General features: G+C 56.6%; 17 protein-coding genes. 8 read left to right on the top strand and 9 right to left on the bottom strand.

Annotated features, from left to right (window positions below):
* Positions 1 to 22: 22 nt before the first annotated feature.
* From QZL71_RS08265 to QZL71_RS08250, 4 genes are all read right to left on the bottom strand, one after another.
* Entirely contained in the window at positions 23 to 787 is a 765-nt protein-coding gene (locus QZL71_RS08265; RefSeq protein WP_097776679.1) for an amino acid ABC transporter ATP-binding protein, read from the bottom strand.
* Positions 777 to 1,541 (bottom strand): amino acid ABC transporter permease, encoded by a 765-nt coding sequence (locus tag QZL71_RS08260; RefSeq protein ID WP_223388126.1) that lies wholly within the window; start codon positions 1,539 to 1,541, stop codon positions 777 to 779. The genes QZL71_RS08265 and QZL71_RS08260 overlap by 11 nt, the downstream gene beginning before the upstream one ends.
* Positions 1,542 to 1,653: 112 nt before the next feature.
* Positions 1,654 to 2,493, bottom strand: coding sequence for an amino acid ABC transporter substrate-binding protein (locus QZL71_RS08255; protein ID WP_294648458.1), 840 nt, complete (start codon positions 2,491 to 2,493; stop codon positions 1,654 to 1,656).
* 197 nt (positions 2,494 to 2,690) lie between these two features.
* Complete coding sequence (locus QZL71_RS08250) at positions 2,691 to 3,266, bottom strand: nitroreductase family protein (protein WP_044954313.1); 576 nt, start codon at positions 3,264 to 3,266, stop codon at positions 2,691 to 2,693.
* 178 nt (positions 3,267 to 3,444) lie between these two features.
* Between QZL71_RS08250 and QZL71_RS08245 the strand changes: the two genes are divergently transcribed.
* From QZL71_RS08245 to QZL71_RS08235, 3 genes are all read left to right on the top strand, one after another.
* Complete coding sequence (locus tag QZL71_RS08245) at positions 3,445 to 3,570, top strand: hypothetical protein (RefSeq protein ID WP_005946513.1); 126 nt, start codon at positions 3,445 to 3,447, stop codon at positions 3,568 to 3,570.
* A gap of 243 nt (positions 3,571 to 3,813) precedes the next feature.
* A complete protein-coding gene (locus QZL71_RS08240) occupies positions 3,814 to 4,395 on the top strand; it encodes a twin-arginine translocation signal domain-containing protein (RefSeq protein WP_294648457.1) in 582 nt (193 codons plus the stop codon).
* Positions 4,396 to 4,594: 199 nt separating this feature from the next.
* Positions 4,595 to 5,212 carry a twin-arginine translocation signal domain-containing protein gene (locus QZL71_RS08235; RefSeq protein WP_294648456.1) on the top strand — a complete coding sequence of 206 codons (618 nt, stop codon included), beginning with the start codon at positions 4,595 to 4,597 and terminating at the stop codon, positions 5,210 to 5,212.
* Between the two features lie 283 nt (positions 5,213 to 5,495).
* Here QZL71_RS08235 and QZL71_RS08230 read toward each other — a convergent pair whose 3' ends face one another.
* Both QZL71_RS08230 and QZL71_RS08225 read right to left on the bottom strand, forming a co-directional pair.
* The gene (locus QZL71_RS08230) at positions 5,496 to 5,942 is read right to left on the bottom strand and encodes a threonine/serine exporter family protein (RefSeq protein ID WP_294648455.1); all 447 of its coding nucleotides are present in this window, start codon (positions 5,940 to 5,942) and stop codon (positions 5,496 to 5,498) included.
* Positions 5,939 to 6,730 (bottom strand): threonine/serine ThrE exporter family protein, encoded by a 792-nt coding sequence (locus QZL71_RS08225; protein WP_005946503.1) that lies wholly within the window; start codon positions 6,728 to 6,730, stop codon positions 5,939 to 5,941. Before QZL71_RS08225 ends, QZL71_RS08230 begins: the two co-directional genes overlap by 4 nt.
* A 536-nt stretch (positions 6,731 to 7,266) precedes the next feature.
* Between QZL71_RS08225 and QZL71_RS08220 the strand changes: the two genes are divergently transcribed.
* The 5 genes from QZL71_RS08220 (at position 7,267) to metA (ending at position 12,600) form a co-directional block, all read left to right on the top strand.
* Positions 7,267 to 8,187, top strand: a complete 921-nt coding sequence (locus QZL71_RS08220; protein ID WP_097773984.1) for a MetQ/NlpA family ABC transporter substrate-binding protein — start codon at positions 7,267 to 7,269, stop codon at positions 8,185 to 8,187.
* A gap of 150 nt (positions 8,188 to 8,337) precedes the next feature.
* Positions 8,338 to 9,351 carry a methionine ABC transporter ATP-binding protein gene (locus QZL71_RS08215; protein ID WP_005946498.1) on the top strand — a complete coding sequence of 338 codons (1,014 nt, stop codon included), beginning with the start codon at positions 8,338 to 8,340 and terminating at the stop codon, positions 9,349 to 9,351.
* Positions 9,348 to 10,004, top strand: a complete 657-nt coding sequence (locus QZL71_RS08210; RefSeq protein ID WP_097773982.1) for a methionine ABC transporter permease — start codon at positions 9,348 to 9,350, stop codon at positions 10,002 to 10,004. The genes QZL71_RS08215 and QZL71_RS08210 overlap by 4 nt, the downstream gene beginning before the upstream one ends.
* 228 nt (positions 10,005 to 10,232) lie before the next feature.
* On the top strand, positions 10,233 to 11,507 hold the full coding sequence (locus QZL71_RS08205) for an O-acetylhomoserine aminocarboxypropyltransferase/cysteine synthase family protein (protein ID WP_097780906.1): 1,275 nt from the start codon (positions 10,233 to 10,235) through the stop codon (positions 11,505 to 11,507).
* 160 nt (positions 11,508 to 11,667) lie between these two features.
* Entirely contained in the window at positions 11,668 to 12,600 is a 933-nt protein-coding gene (gene metA / locus QZL71_RS08200) for a homoserine O-acetyltransferase MetA (RefSeq protein ID WP_294648454.1), read from the top strand.
* Between the two features lie 342 nt (positions 12,601 to 12,942).
* On the opposite strand, the gene QZL71_RS08195 is transcribed toward metA, so the two are convergent.
* From QZL71_RS08195 to QZL71_RS08185, 3 genes are all read right to left on the bottom strand, one after another.
* Positions 12,943 to 13,527: a flavin reductase family protein gene (locus QZL71_RS08195; RefSeq protein ID WP_294648453.1), complete on the bottom strand. Its 585-nt coding sequence runs from the start codon at positions 13,525 to 13,527 to the stop codon at positions 12,943 to 12,945.
* A complete protein-coding gene (locus QZL71_RS08190) occupies positions 13,524 to 14,504 on the bottom strand; it encodes a glycosyltransferase family 2 protein (RefSeq protein ID WP_294648452.1) in 981 nt (326 codons plus the stop codon). Before QZL71_RS08190 ends, QZL71_RS08195 begins: the two co-directional genes overlap by 4 nt.
* Positions 14,505 to 14,660: 156 nt before the next feature.
* Positions 14,661 to 15,353, bottom strand: coding sequence for a Crp/Fnr family transcriptional regulator (locus tag QZL71_RS08185; RefSeq protein ID WP_294648451.1), 693 nt, complete (start codon positions 15,351 to 15,353; stop codon positions 14,661 to 14,663).
* Positions 15,354 to 15,404: the final 51 nt, after the last annotated feature.

Below are 15,404 nucleotides of genomic sequence, written 5' to 3'. Positions count from 1 at the left end.
GCGTTTTCTATGTGGAAAAGTATTACAGCATCTTGGAAAGGAATGCTTTCAGTCTGGGATGCTTCGGGTTCGTGAACAGTTCCTGCGGCGGCTCGTCCTCCTGGATCTTGCCGTCGTCGATGAAGATGACGCGGTTGGACACCTCACGGGCGAAGCCCATTTCGTGGGTGACCACCAGCATGGTGATGCCGGTGTGGGCCAGCTCCTTCATCAGTTCCAGAACCTCGCCCACCATTTCGGGGTCGAGGGCGCTGGTGGGCTCGTCGAACAAGATTACGTCCGGATCCATGGCAAGGGCACGGGCAATGGCAATACGCTGCTGCTGGCCGCCGGACAGGCTCTTGGGGTAGGCGTCGGCCTTGTCGGACAGGCCTACGCGGGCCAGCAGTTCGTCGGCCTTGTCGGAAATGGCCTGCTTATCCTTGAGCTTGAGCAGGGTGGGGGCCAGCTCAAGGTTCTTCTTCACGGTCAGGTGCGGGAACAGGTTGAAGTGCTGGAACACCATGCCCATCTTCTGGCGCACAGCGTCGATGTGGGCTTCGTCCACCTCGGTGCCCTCAAATTTGATGCTGCCGGAGGAGGGAATCTCCAGCCGGTTCAGGCAGCGCAGAAAGGTAGATTTTCCGCAGCCGGAGGGGCCGATCAGGCAGACCACATCGCCGCGGTAAATATCAATATCGATGCCCTTCAGCACGTCCAGAGTGGGGGTGGGCTGCTTTGCGCCCGGCTTCTTTTCGCCGCCGTAGGTTTTTGTCAGGCCGCGGACTTCCAGAATTTTATCGGTCACTTTGAGCCAGCCTCCTCTCAAACTTTGCCAGCAGACGGGTGAACAGCATGACCAGCACAAGGTAGATCAGTGCATCACCCAGCAGCGGGAACATGGGTTCGTAGGTGCGGTTCATGATGCCCTGCGCGGCGTACAGCAGCTCCTTGCCGCCGATGACCGTGATCAGGGAGGTATCCTTCAGCAGGACGATGAACTCGTTGCCCAGTGCGGGCAGCACCGCACGGATGGCCTGCGGGATGATGATGACCACCATGGTGGTCATGTAGTTCAGGCCAAGGCTACGTCCGGCCTCCATCTGGCCGGGGTCAACGGCCATCAGGCCGCCGCGGATGATCTCCGAAACATAGGCACCGGAGTTGATGCCCAGTGCCAGCGCACCCACCATGGTAAAGTTGCGGCTGTTGGCAAAGATGACCATGCTCATGATGAGCAGCTGCACCATCATGGGCGTGCCGCGGATGATGGTGGTGTAAATTTCGCAGATGATGTTGAAGAAGCCCAACACCGGGTTCTTGTGGCCGGGGCGTTGCTGGTCGTGTGCTACACGCACCAGAGCTACCACGCTGCCCAGTACGATGCCCAGTGCCAGCGCAATGGCAGTGACCAGCAGGGTGGTGCTCACGCCGTTGATGTACTGCGTCCAGCGGTCTTTCAGGATGAAGGCCTGATAAAATTTGAAGAAGAACTCCTGCCCGAAGCTGAGCTTGGTGCCGCTGTTGAGCAGCTCTTTGAGCAGTTCGTATTGAGCAGCCATTCGCATCCTCACTTTCCTGTTTTGTTAGAATTTTGTAACCTTATTTTTCCAAAAAAGGGGAGGTGCCCCAGTTGGGGGCTGCCTCCCCGTGGTTCCGTTATCAGCCAGCTGATTATTCAGCGGTGATGTACTTGTCCACGATGGACTGCAGGGTGCCGTCAGCCTTCAGCTCTTCCAGAGCGGCGTTGACGGCATCTTCCAGAGAAGAACCCTTTGCCATACCAATGGCGTAATCTTCCTCGGCGTAGCTGGTATCCAGAATGACCAGACCGGGATTGGCAGCAACGAACTCCTTGGCGGGAGCGTTGTCGATGACAACTGCATCCACCTGACCATTGTTCAGAGCCTGCACAGCGGTCAGACCGTCGTCGTAAGCCACAACATTGTCGTCGCCGAAGTCATCGGAGCAGTAGATGTAGCCGGTGGTGCCGCGCTGGGTGCCGATCTTCTTGCCTGCCAGATCATCCGGAGAGGCGATATCGGAGCCTTCGGGAACGATGATGGACTGGATGCCGGTAGCGTAGCTGTCGGAGAAGTCCATCACAGCCTTGCGCTCGTCGGTGACGGTAACGCCAGCCATGACGATATCGGCCTTACCCTGCTGCACGCTCAGCAGAGCAGCGTCAAAGTCCATATCATCGATCTGCAGCTCCAGACCCAGCTTGTCAGCAATGGCCTGAGCAGTCTCGATGTCGATGCCCTCAAACTCGCCCGCATCGGTGGTCATCTCATACGGAGGGAAGGCAGCGTTGGTAGCCATGGTCAGCTTGCCGGCCTCAACGGTGGTCAGCTCGCCAGCGGCAGCGCTGGTGGAAGCAGCTTCAGAAGAAGCAGCAGAGCTTGCCACGGAGGAAGCGGTGCTTGCGGAAGAACCACCGCAGGCGGTCAGAGCCAGAGCGGCAACGGACAGACCAGCAGCTGCCAGAAAGCTGCGACGAGAAATCTTTTTCATATTCAAACACTCCTCAAATGTACTGTATGTTTTTGCGGTACGCCGGAACGATGCGATTCATCGAACATCTGGCGAACGAATTTAGTATAGATTGTACAAATTGAAAAGTCAATACTTGTGCAAAAAATCTCATCAATTGAAACCGAATTGAAAACAATTATACAAAAAATGCGGCCGAAGAAATGTATATATACAAATTATAGATATTTTGCGATCTCTTCTTTGCTCCGCTTTGGCACGCAGTAATCCCGGTTCTCGTCCAGATAATATTTTACGCCGGTCTCAGCCGTCAGCGGCACAATGTGAGCCTTGTGGGCCGGGTAGCCGAACGCCACCATGAATGCCAGCTTCTGCGGTTCTTCAATGCCCAGCAGTTCGGTGAGGGCAGGCTTGTTGATCGCGCCCATGATGCAGCTGCCCACGCCTTTGTCCCATGCGGCAAGGGTCATGTTGGCAAGGGCGATGCCGGTATCGGTGGCAAGGTCGCCGGGGATGGAAGTGTCCTGCACCACGGCCACATACAGGGTGGGCAGCTCGTCGGCTTTGGGCGTGCCCTGCTCCGGCGGCAGATAGGCAGCCCACTTGACCAGCGGCTGCACCTTTGCCACCGCCTCGGGCTTGTTCACCACCACCAGACGCACAGCCTGACGGTTGGCTCCGCAGGAGGACAGGCGGACGGCCTCGACGATATCATCCACCACATCCTGCGGAACAGCTTTCTGTGCAAAGCGGCGGTAGGTGCGGCGGCTGACAAGAGTATCCATAACAGACATAAAGAGCACCTCCTTTATATAAGTGTTGTCAAAAGTATAGCAGATGCGGCAGAGTCTTGCAACGCTCCGGCGCAAAAAGCTTGCACGTTGGGCAGTGATTTTGCCTTTTGCGACAGGCTGCGATTGCATCCGACAAATGATACATGGTAAAATATGGTAGAAGAAAGGAGGTGGCGCAATGGTATTGGCGGCAGGCATCGTGGGTTTTATTCTGGGGGTCAATTTGGGTTTTTTGTTTGCCGGGCTGATGCGGGCGGCAAAGGAGAAGGACGAGCAGACAGAAGATGAAAACAAGACATGTTGAGAATGAAGGGAAACAGCATAGAACAGAAGGGGCCGCCGCACAGCATTCCGTGCAGCGGCCCCTTTTGCCGGGCTTGACCGAACTTACGATTTTCTCTTGGTCGCTCCTGTTTTTCTGCATCCGGCGGAAAAAGATGCCAAAAACCACTTGACAAACTGTTACGGGGGGGGGTATTATATAGGAAAAGCAGGCTCCACAAAAAAGTGATGGGGGCATGCAGAAAAGATTGTGAGGTTGATTATTATGTCTAATATCTCTCGTCGTAAGTTCCTCAAGGGCGCAGGTGTGGCTGCTCTGGCTGTTGCTGCTGCCGGTGTGCTGGCTGGCTGCTCTGGCAATGATGTCCCCGATGTCCCCGATGTCCCCGGTGTGACCACTCGTCCTGTTACGGTTATCTTCATGAAGGACGAAGGCAATGGTGTGACCAACGTTGTGGGTGAGACTGCCAAGATTGATGTTCTGAAGACCGAGAACTCTGTGAAGGTTGCTGACATCGATAAGAAGCTGCTTCCCGAAGATTACCATCTGGAGAACGAGAACGCTGTTGTTGAAATCCGCAAGGACGACAGCAAGGGTGAGTACATCATCGTCTTCGTGACTGATGTGACCATGACTCCGACCAAGAAGACCATCGATGTCAAACTGCTGGAGCTGCCGAACAACTTCATTGAGGCTAAGGCTGAGGTTGCAGTCGATGCAACTGGCGTCAGCGCTGCTGATATTCAGCTGCCGGACGGCTACAAGCTGAGCACCGACTACGGCACGGAGGAAGAGCTGTTGAAGGTTCGTCCCTTCGGGACTGTCTTCATTGTGACCAAGCTCTGATTTCCTGGCACAGAAGTTTTTTGAAAAAACTCAAATAGCACCAACAGGGTGGCGGCCAACAAGGCCTCCGCCCTATTGGTGTTGCTTTTTTGTTGAAATTTTACTTGACAAAATATTACAGGGGGGGGTACTATATAGGAAAGGCAGGCTCCACAAAAAAGTGATCGGGGCATGCAAAAAGATTGTGAGGTTGATTATTATGTCTAATATCTCTCGTCGTCAGTTCCTGAAGGGCGCAGGTGTCGCTACTCTGGCTGTTGCTGCTGCCGGTGTTCTGGCTGGCTGCGGTAATGTCCCCGGCACTGATGTGCCCGATGTTCCCGAGGTGACCAGCGTTGATCTGCGCGTTAATTTTGTGGATGATCAAAGTGGTGAGGGTGTTGGCGATAGCGTTAACGGCATCTTCGAGACGAAGGTTCTGAAGGGCACAAAGAGGTACGACCCGAAGCTGATCCCCGCCGAGAAGCTGCCGGAGGGCTATGTGCTGAGCAGCACTGATGAAGTTGACATCATCAATAACGGCAACATGAACATTGCTAATGTTCCTGTGCACAAGGGAGCAAGCAAGAGCACGGTGTTCCTTACTTTGATGTTCACTACTGGCGGTGTACAGCCTCGCAATGTGGAAGTGACCGTCAACAAGGTTTTTGATTTGAAGAGCAACCCGAATGAGATGATTAACTACGATGACGTTAAGGACAGCCTGCTCGAAAAGTGCAAGGATATCGAACCGGATACGACTTGGGTGAGCTATCTGCAGATCGTAAACGGCGGTTATAAGGCTACTGTTCCGCTGACCGTGGCACTCAAGGGCTAAACCGCTAAGTACAGCTGAACTGATTGCATAAACACGAAGATGCCGACAGGTTGAAAACGACCTGCCGGCATCTTTTTGCTTTTATATAAAATGTTTGCGGCTGTTTTTGGGGTGGCGTGTGTACCCCTTCCGTCTTGCCGCAAAGCGGCAAGATAAACCCTCTCAGGCTCACTGCGTTCGCCAGTTCCCCCTGAGAGGAAAGACTTCCCCCGCTCCGGGGGAAGATGTCGCGCAGCGACAAAAGGGGGAATCTGGCACGCCGTCAGGCGTGACTGAGAGGGTCTTACTTCCGCTTCGGCAGCGGCACACACAGCACCAGCGTGATGCCGATGGCCAGCGCAACGGCTACTTTAAAGGTGCTGATGCCGTTGGAAAGGGCCAGCGCATTGTTGCCCTGTATAAAATAGTAGGCGGTGTAGTAGATGCCCGCACCGGGCACCAGCGGGAAGATGCCGGACAGCAGGAACACCGTTACCGGCATTTTAATCACAATGGCAAACACGCGGGTGAGCAGGGTGAGCGGAATGACCGCCAGCAGAGAGGCTGCGGCACTGTCTGCCCCCAGCATCACGGCCAGCTCGTAGACAAACCAGCCCACGGCACCCACCAGCCCGCAGAAGGGCAGGCTTTTGCGGGGGCACGCAAACAGGACGGCAAAACTCAGGGTGCCTGCGCCGGCAATAAAGAACTGCGCGGCCAGCTCCCCAATTTGTGTACTGGTCAACATCATGCCACGACCACCCCCGTAAAGAATGTATAAAGGCTCAGCACAAGGCCGGTGCCAATGGCAATGCTGGCTGCAATGAGCAGCGCATCGATCATGCGGATGGTGCCGGAGAGGTAATCTCCGTGCACAAAGTCGCGGATGCCCATGGTAAAGGCGATGCCGGGGGTCAGGATCATCAGCGAACCGATAATAGAATGACTGGCCGGTGTGCCCAGCACTCGGCAGGCCAGAATGCACACCAGCGTGATAAGCGCAGCACAGCTGATCTTGCAAAAGCCGCCGGGCAGCTCGTGCTGCTCACACAGCAGCAAATAGCCGCTGGCAAGAAAGCCTGCCAGTGCCGCCGCCAGTGCACTGCGCAGTGTGCCGCCGAAGATCAGCGCAAAGCAGAATGCACCGCACATGCCGCTGACCAGCTGCACCCAGTCCTTGGGAAAAGGGATGCACCGCGCCAGCACCAGACGGCTCTCGGCTTCGTCCAGCGACATGCTGCCCTCTGCGATCTCGCGGGAGAGGGCGTTCACTGCCGCCACCCGGCCCAGATGAGTGGTGCGGGTAGGCACATTGCGCACCTCGCTGATCTCGGCGGTGCCCGCACTGGCAAAGATGCCGTTGGTCAGCACGTAAACATGGAACTCCCGCAGGTGGAATGACCGGGCCATGATCTCCATGGTCTGCTCCACCCGGAACACCTCGGCACCGTTTTCCAGCAATGTCTGGCCCGCCGCCATGATAAAATCCATGATGCGGCGGCGCAGTTCTTCATCCGGGAAAACCTCGCGGCTGTTCATTGCCGCACCTCCTTTATAAATAATGCTGTCTTATTCTACCATGTCCGCGGCTGGCGCACAAGATAAAAAAACGCAATTTCCTACTAAAAAACTTCGTTGTAGGTGTTGACAAATCCGGTCGATTGGATTATTATAAATGCAATATCACAAAAATGGCTGTGAAGAGAAGAGTAGGCCTTCGCATTGATCCTTACCAGAAAGCCCGGGCGATGGAAAAGGGCAGGAAACAGGAAGCTGAAAATGGTCTCGGAGCCGTGTGGGCGAGGCGCATGAGTGCTAAGTCTGCAACGGGAGCGCCCGTTACAGCGTCCGGCTGTAAGCAGCAAAGCTGCCGCAGCATTGAGGCTGTGCCCGCAAGGGTATGGTAAACCAAGGTGGTACCACGGAAGTATGTTATGCTCCCGTCCTTGTCTGAGCGTTGGCTCAAGGTCAAGGACGGGAGCTTTTTTCATGCATCCGTCAAAGGCCCTTAGCACGGAACTGTGCCGTGTGGGCCGCTGTACATTATAATAAGCAAATAGAGAGGGAACAAAACTATGATTACTCGTCGTGATTTTCTGAAAGTTACCGGAGCTGCAGCTGCTGCAGCTGCCCTGACCGCATGCGGCGGTTCTTCTTCCACCGCATCTTCTGCTGCTTCCGGCACTGCTTCTTCCGCAGCTTCTTCTGCTGTGGCTAAGCTGGACAAGGTGAAGGTGGCTGTGCCCAACGACACCACCAACGAGGCACGCGCCCTGACCCTGCTGGAGAAGAACGGCTTCTTTAAGCTGAAGGCTGATGCAGGCTTGACCGCAACCGCAAAGGACATCGAGGAGAACCCCCTGAATGTTTCCGTCGATGAGGTCGAGGCTGCTCAGGTGCCCAACGTCCTGCAGGACGAGGACTACGCCGTCATCAACTCCAACTACGCCATCTCCGCTGGTCTGGACCCCATGACCGATGCTCTGGCAATGGAGGACGGCACCTCTGCTTACGTCAATATTCTGGTCTGCAAGGACGGCAATCAGGAAGAGCCGAAGATCAAGGCTCTGGCCGCTGCTCTGCAGAGCCAGAAGGTGAAGGACTTCATGGATGAAAACTACAAGGGCGCTGTGGTGTCCGTTGTGGAGAACCCCACCGACGGCTATGACTCCTCCATCGACTACGATGCACTGAACGGCGAGACCGTCAGCTGCGCTGCTACTCCGGCTCCTCACTGCGAGGTTCTGGAGATCTGCAAGGACATTCTGGCCGAAAAGGGCATCACGCTGGATATTCAGGAGTACGACGACTACATCATTCCCAACAACATCGTTGAGGACGGCCAGTGCGATACCAACTATTTCCAGCATCAGCCGTATCTGGACGACTTCAATGCAGAGCACGGCACCCATCTGGTGACGGTTGCCGGCATCCACGTGGAGCCTATGGGCATCTACGGCGGCAAGCAGGACAGTCTGGCACCGATCGAGGGTTAAGCAAACTCCCCCAGTCACCTTGCGGTGACAGCCCCCTCGGGGAGGGGGTCTTTGCCTGACCGTTCTGTTTCAGGCTCCCTCCATGAGGGAGCTGGCAAACCCGCAAGGGTTTGACTGAAGGAGTTTATTCAACAGCAAGGAGCAATTTCTGTGATCGAGATCAAACATCTTTCCAAGACCTTCCAGATGAAGGACGGCGCGGTAAATGCGCTGAAGGACATCAACCTCACCATCCCGGATGGTTCCATTTATGGCATCATCGGCATGTCCGGTGCGGGCAAATCCACGCTGGTGCGCTGCATCAACCTGCTGGAGCGCCCCACCGAGGGCAGCGTTGTGATCGACGGCACCGCTATGGAGACTTTAAACGCAGCCCAGCTGCGTGAGCGCCGCCGCGATATCACCATGATCTTCCAGCAGTTCAACCTGCTGATGCAGCGCAGCTGCCTGAAGAACATCTGCTTCCCCATGGAGCTGGCCGGTGTGAAAAAGGCGGATGCCGAAAAGCGTGCCAGAGAGCTGCTGGAAGTGGTGGGCCTGCCCGATAAGGCCAACGCCTACCCGGCACAGCTGTCCGGCGGCCAGAAGCAGCGCATTGCCATTGCCCGCGCACTGGCAACGGACCCCAAAGTTCTGCTCTGCGATGAAGCCACCAGCGCACTGGACCCCAACACCACCCATGCTATCCTGACCCTGATCAAGGACATCAACAAGAAGCTGGGCATCACGGTTGTGGTTATCACCCATCAGATGAGCGTTGTGGAAGAGATCTGCGATCACGTTGCCATTCTGGATGGCGGCGTTGTGGTGGAGGAAGGCTCCGTGCAGGAGATCTTCTCGAACCCCAAAACGCCCGCAGCAAGGCGTCTGGTGGCCCCCAATGGCGGCAGCGCTGCGCGGGACCTTTCCAGCTTTGCCCCGGACGACCATGTGGTGCGCGTCACCTTCAACGGTTCGTCCACGGCAAAGCCGCTGGTGGCAAGCCTTGCTGCAGAAAAAGGCATTCTGGTGTCGGTACTCAGTGCCGACACCCGTGATCTGAGCGGCCAGTGCTACGGCTCCATGCTGCTCAAGCTGCCCGCTGATGTGGAGCAGGCCAAGCAGGCTGCGGCCTATATGCGCGCCCAGCCCGGCATTACGGTAGAGGAGGTGACCGGCGAATGAGTATTGCAGATTACGGTTTTGCCATCTGGGAGACCTTTTATGTGACGGTCCTTTCCACCGCGTTTGCGCTGGTGCTGGGCCTGCCGCTGGGTGTGCTGCTGGTGGCCGGTGATAAGGACGGCATTCTGCCGCTGCCCGGCTGGCTGATGCACATTCTCAACATCGTTATCAACATCCTGCGCAGTGTTCCCTTCCTGATCCTGATGATCTGTGTATTCCCGCTTACCCGTGCCATCGTGGGCACCACGGTGGGTACCAAAGCCACCATTGTTCCGCTGGTGGTGGCAGCCTTCCCGTTCGTGGCACGTCTGGTGGAGACCAGCCTGCGCGAGCTGGACGAGGGCGTGGTGGAAGCCGCCCAGAGCATGGGCGCAACGCCGTTCCAGATCATTACCAAGGTGATGATCCCGGAATGCCTGCCCGGCCTGATCTCCAGCATGACCACCGCACTGACCACCATTCTGGGCTACTCGGCCATGTCCGGTGTCATTGGCGGCGGCGGTCTGGGCAAGATCGCTTTGTCCTACGGCTATTACCGCTACCAGACCGATATCATGATCGTGTGTGTCATTTTGCTGGTGCTGATGGTTCAGGTGTTCCAGACTTTGGGCACTGCTTGGGCCACCAGAAGCGATAAGCGGCTGCGGAAGTAACTCCTTCAGTCGCACTTCGTGCGCCAGCTCCCCCGGAGAGGGAGCCTCTGGCGAAGAGGAAAACTTTCCGGTATTGCCAAAGCCGAAAGGCTTTGACGGAAGGAGTCCTCTCCTCATTTTGCCCCCGAACGGGAACTAAAATTTAACGTTTCAATTCCCCGCCGGAGGCTGCTGCACTCCTGCGGGGAATTGTGCTATATGGACAAACCCAGTAAAGGAGTATGTAGTATGAATCGCGATACCATCTGTGTGCAGGGCGGTTACACCCCCGGCAACGGCGAACCCCGCCAGATCCCCATTATCCAGTCCACCACCTTTAAGTATGCCACCAGCGAGGACATGGGCAAGCTGTTCGATCTGGAAGCTGACGGCTACTTCTATTCCCGTCTGCAGAACCCCACCTGCGACCTTGTGGCTAAGAAGATCTGCGAGCTGGAAGGCGGCACGGCCGCAATGCTGACCAGCAGCGGTCAGGCTGCAAACTTCTTTGCCCTGTTCAATCTCTGCGAAGCAGGCGACCACATCGTGGCATCCAGTACCATCTACGGCGGCACCTTCAACCTGATCTCGGTCACCATGAAGAAGATGGGCATTGAAGCCACCTTCGTGGACCCGCTGTGCACCGAGGAAGAGCTGAACGCCGCATTCCGGCCCAACACCAAGGTGGTGTTCGGCGAGACCATCGCAAACCCGGCTCTGACCGTGCTGGACATTGAGAAGTTTGCCAAGGCTGCTCACGCCCACGGTGTGCCGCTGATCGTGGACAACACCTTCCCCACGCCGGTCAACTGCCGCCCCTTTGAGTGGGGCGCGGACATCGTCACCCACTCCACCACCAAGTATATGGACGGCCACGGCGCAGTGCTGGGCGGTGCCATCGTGGACGGAGGCAAGTTCGACTGGATGGCCCATGCCGAGAAGTTCCCCGGCCTGTGCACCCCGGACGACAGCTACCACGGCATCACCTACGCCGAGCGTTTCGGCAAAGAGGGTGCCTTTATCACCAAGGCTACCGCGCAGCTGATGCGTGACTTTGGCTCCATGCAGTCGCCCATGAACGCCTACATGCTGAACCTCGGTCTGGAAAGCCTGCATGTGCGGATGCAGCGCCACTGCGCCAACGGCATGGCTGTGGCAGAGTTCCTTGAAAGCCATCCCAAGGTGGCCTATGTGAACTACTGCGGTCTGGAGTCCAGCCCGTACCATGCACTGGCGGAGAAGTATCTGCCGAATGGCAGCTGCGGCGTGGTCAGCTTTGGTCTGGCCGGCGGTCGTGAGGCTGCAAGCATCTTTATGAAGAATCTGAAGCTGGCAGCCATCGAGACCCATGTGGCCGATGCCCGCACCTGCTGCCTGAACCCTGCATCCAGCACCCACCGCCAGATGAACGATGAGCAGCTGAAAGCTGCTGGTGTGCCCGCAGAGCTGGTGCGCATGAGCTGCGGCTTGGAAAGCAGCGAAGACCTCATCGCAGATATTGCACAGGCGCTGGATAAGATCTAAAAGGTGAGTTCAGCAGCATCTATCGGTTCCGGCCCTTCTCGTAAAAACGCGTTTGGAGCGCCCCGCAGGGCGCGACAAACGCAAAATATAAAAATAAATTCCGCTGAAGATAGCCAGAGCGTCAGCGGAGGCTATTCTAAATCGTTAGGAGTACGAAACTATGCCGCTGATCATCCCCAAGACCCTGCCTGCTTACGATGCCCTCTACAACGAAAATATTTTCGTCATGCATCGTGAGCGCGCCCTTGCCCAGCACATCCGCCCGCTGGAGATCCTGATCCTGAACCTGATGCCCACCAAGATCACCACCGAGACCCAGATCGCCCGTCTGTTGGCAAATACCCCGCTGCAGGTGCACATGACCCTGCTGCAGACGGCCAGCCATGCGGCGACCCACGTTTCGGCAGCACACCTCGAATCGTTCTATAAGAACTTCAACGAGGTGAAGAACAACCGCTACGACGGCATGATCATCACCGGCGCACCGGTGGAGACCATGGACTTTGAGCAGGTGGATTACTGGCCGGAGCTGTGCGAGATCATGGACTTCAGCGAGACGAATGTCTACTCCACCCTGCATGTGTGCTGGGGTGCACAGGCTGGCCTGTACTACCACTACGGCGTGCACAAGCAGCTGCTGCCGGAAAAGATGTTCGGTGTGTTCGAGCACCGGGTCACACGCCCGTCGAACCCTTTGGTGCGCGGCTTTGACGAGGTGTTCTATGCGCCCCACAGCCGCCACACCAGCATCAGCCGCGAGGATGTGGACAACTGTAAGGCTTTGCGCATCCTTGCCGAGAGCGATGTGGCCGGGCCTTTCCTCATGAGCACCGAGAACGGACGGCAGATCTTTGTCACCGGCCACCCGGAATATGACAAATACACGCTGGATTCAGAGTACCGCCGCGATGTGGACAAGGGCCTGCCCATCCATGTGCCGGTGAATTACTACCCGGATGATGACCCGTCCAAACCGCCGCTGTTCCGCTGGCGTGCCCACGCCCACCTGCTGTATGAGAACTGGCTGAACTACTATGTCTACCAGAACACCCCCTATGATCTGGGCGAGATCCAGCGCGTAAAGCACGAATAAATGCACAAAAACCGGTATTGCGTCAAAATTGCGCGATACCGGTTTTTGTGCTATACTGTTCCTGCGGCCCTTCTCCATTCCCCTAACCGCGGAAAGGAGGTGAACCCCTTGGAAACTCTCTCTACATTTATCCAAACCGTTGCCGCGCAGGTAGTTGCCTACTATCTGTGCACATGGATCGACGGTAAGATCGGCAAGGGCAGCAAACACTAAAAGAAGCCCCCGGTACTGACACTACCGGGGGCTTCGTGTTTCGGCATGAACCCGATGGATTCAATCTCTCTACATTGCCTATCTTTAGTATATGCAGTTTTGGGCAAAAGTCAAGCGATGAAATGTAAATTATTTTTTACGCCTTACCGGCTTTTTCTTGCGCACGCTGTAGCCAAAGGTGCCCAGCTTTTTGCCCAGTGCCAGATAGTCGCCGTGGCTGTAGACGATGAGCTTTGCCTTTTCGAGACACAGCTTGCCGTTTTCGTCCAGCAGGCTTTCGTCCACATCGCAGGCCACCACTTCGGCAAGGAACAGGTCGTGGCTGCCCAGCGGGATCACCTGGGTCACCCTGCACTCAAGATTCACCGGGCTTTCTTCCAGAATGGGGCAGTCGGTCAGCACGCTGCCGGGGGCAGAATGCAGGCCGCAAGCGGCAAATTTATCCACATCACGGCCGCTTTTTACGCCGCACCAGTCCACCGAACGCACCAGCGCTTCGGTGGGCAGATTGATGGCAAACTGTCCGCTTTCCTGAATGAGGTGGTGGCTGTAGCGCTCCGGCCGAACGCTGATGGACACCATGCTGGGCTGGGTGCAGATGGTGCCCGTCCAGCCGATGGTGATGAGATTGGGCTTTTCCAGCCCGCCGCAGGACACCAGTACCGGCGGTTCCGGGTTCAGCAGGGTGCTGCCGCGCCAGCTCTGTTTGCTCATCCGTGATACTTCCTTTCGTAGGGTGCCCAGGTGCGCTCGCTGATGATGTAGCGCGGGCGGGCTTTCGTCTCCATATAAATTTTGCCGATATACTCGCCGATCACGCCTAAGCACACCAGCTGCACGCCGCTCATGAAGCAGACGATGCACACGATGGAGGCCCAGCCGGCCACGCTGCTGCCCATGGCGGCACACACGATGGCCCAGATGACTCCGATAAAGCCGACCAGGCTCACGGCGATGCCCGCCCCGGTAATGATGCGGATAGGCTTGTTGGAAAGGCTGGTGATGCCGTCAAAGGCAAGGGCCAGCATCTTGCTCAGCGGATAGTGGCTCTCACCGGCAAGGCGCTCATGGCGCTCGTAGGTGACAACATCGCTCCGGAAGCCCACTAGAGGCACCATGCCGCGCAGGAAAATGTTCACTTCCCTGTAGTCGGCAAAGCTTTCCAGCACACGGGTGCTGATGAGGCGGTAGTCTGCGTGGTTGAACACGATGTCTGCGCCCAGAGCGTTCATCACATGGTAAAAGCCCTCGGCGGTGAAGCGCTTGAAGAAGGTGTCTGTATCGCGGCGGCTGCGCACGCCGTAGACCACCTCGGCACCGTCCAGATACTTTTTAACCATCTCGTCCATGGCGTTGATGTCGTCCTGACCATCGCAGTCGATGGAAATGGTAACATCACAGGTGCCGCTGTGCAGTGCCTCCATCAAGCCTGCCAGCACGGCGTTCTGGTGGCCGCGGTTGCGGCTCTGGGAAATGCCGATGTAGTGCTCGTCCTGTGCGGCAAAACTCTGGATCAGTTCCCATGTCTTGTCTTTGGAGCCGTCGTTCACGAACAGCACCCGGCTCTTCTCGCTCACAAGGCCCTGTGCGGCAAGGCCGCTGATCTTTTCCAGAAACAGGGGAGCTGTAATGGGCAGCACCTGCTCCTCGTTGTAGCAGGGGATCACGATCCATAAAATCGGTTTTGACATATTTAAAAATACTCCTATATTAAAAATAACAAGATGATGCCGCTGACGGTTACGGCCTTCCAGTGAAAAAGAGTTTTAGAAAAATTCGCAGATTTTTCTAAAACTCAAATATAAAAATAAAATTTAAGCTGAATACAGCCAAAGCGCACGCGGCGGCTATTCAAATGGTCGCTGCACCATCTGCTTCAACACCTCAGGCTCCAGCAGCTTGAAGCTGCTCTTGTAGGTGTCCAGCAGGCCGTCCCGCTGCATCTGGCTCAGCTCACGGCTGAGGGCGCTGCGGTCGCAGTTCAGGTAATCTGCCAGCTGGATGCGGGAGAACGGGATGCTGAAGGTCAGGCTGCCAGCCCGCTCGGCTTCACTGAGCAGATAGGCGCACACTTTGGCCCGCAGGCTTTTGAGCACCAGCAGGTCGATGCGGCGGGAGAGGGAAAAATATTTATCGCTGATGGTGCGCACCAGATTGCGCAATGTCTGCTGGTGCGCCGGACTGCCATCCGAAAGCAGCAGCCGCTCGTAGGGGATCAGCAGCACCTCGCAGGGCACCGAAGCCATCACCGTGACCGGGCTTGCCAGACTGGAACCGCTCAGCACATCGCCGAACACGCCGCCCGGTTCCATGTGGGTGATGGGAATGCGCGCACCCTGCGGCCCGGGACGGTAGGCTTCCAGCTCACCGGACAGTACGATGCCCACCCTGCGGTTGGGTTCGCCCGCCAGAACAAGCGCTTCGCCTTTGCCATAGCTGCGCATAACGGCACCCAGCTGAGCCAGCAGGGTCTGCAGCTCTTCAGAGGTCAGACCATTGAATAAAGAGGTGGAGCATAACAGCGGAAGAAAGTTTTTCATCACAATTCCGTGGGAAAGATCCGGCTTCCCACAGCCCTCCTGCAATTCCGT

It is taken from the genome of uncultured Faecalibacterium sp., from assembly GCF_900066275.1.
Classification (GTDB): Bacteria; Bacillota; Clostridia; order Oscillospirales; family Ruminococcaceae; genus Faecalibacterium; species Faecalibacterium taiwanense.
The sequence above is the reverse complement of the archived record's forward strand: the minus strand, read 5'-3'. Positions and strand labels throughout refer to the sequence as shown.